The 566-nt window shown below is 67.7% G+C and carries 1 pseudogene; it reads left to right on the forward strand.

The annotated features are described in order from the left end of the window. Positions 1-11: 11 nt before the first annotated feature. A pseudogene (locus tag GO615_RS27830) lies at positions 12-566 on the forward strand (efflux transporter periplasmic adaptor subunit); the annotation flags it as partial.

The following is a 566-nucleotide window of genomic DNA, read 5'->3' on the forward strand; positions in this document are numbered from 1 at the left end:
GCGAGAAGACCTTGTGGGAAGAGAAGATCTCCCCGGAGCAGGACATGCTGCAGGCGCGCGCCGCGATGCAGGAAGCCGAGATCGATGCCCAGAGCGCGCGGCAGAAGCTGACTGCGCTGGGCAGTGTGCCGGGCGCCGACGGGAGCCTGACGCGCTACGAGTTGCGCGCGCCGATCGACGGCGTCGTCACCGACAAGCGCGTCTCGGTCGGCGAATCGGTCAAGGAGGATGCCGCCTTGTTCACCGTGTCCGATTTGTCTTCGGTCTGGGTCGAGGCCCCCGTGTCCGTGCAGGATCTGGCCGCGATTGCGACGGGCCAGAAAGCGACCGTGCGGGCGAATGCGTTCGAAGCCGTAGCCGAGGGACGTATCGCCTACGTCAGCGCCCTGATGGGCGAACAAACGCGCAGCGCGACGGCGCGCATCGTGGTGGCCAACGCCAAGGGACTTTGGCGGCCCGGCCTGCCGGTCACCGTCGAAGTCGTGGCGGAAGAAACACAGGTGCCGGTCGCCGTCGCGGCCGAGGCGATCCAGGACCTGCGCGACTGGAAGGTGGTATTCGGCCGT

The organism is Aromatoleum evansii (assembly GCF_012910805.1).
GTDB classification, from domain to species: Bacteria; Pseudomonadota; Gammaproteobacteria; order Burkholderiales; family Rhodocyclaceae; genus Aromatoleum; species Aromatoleum evansii.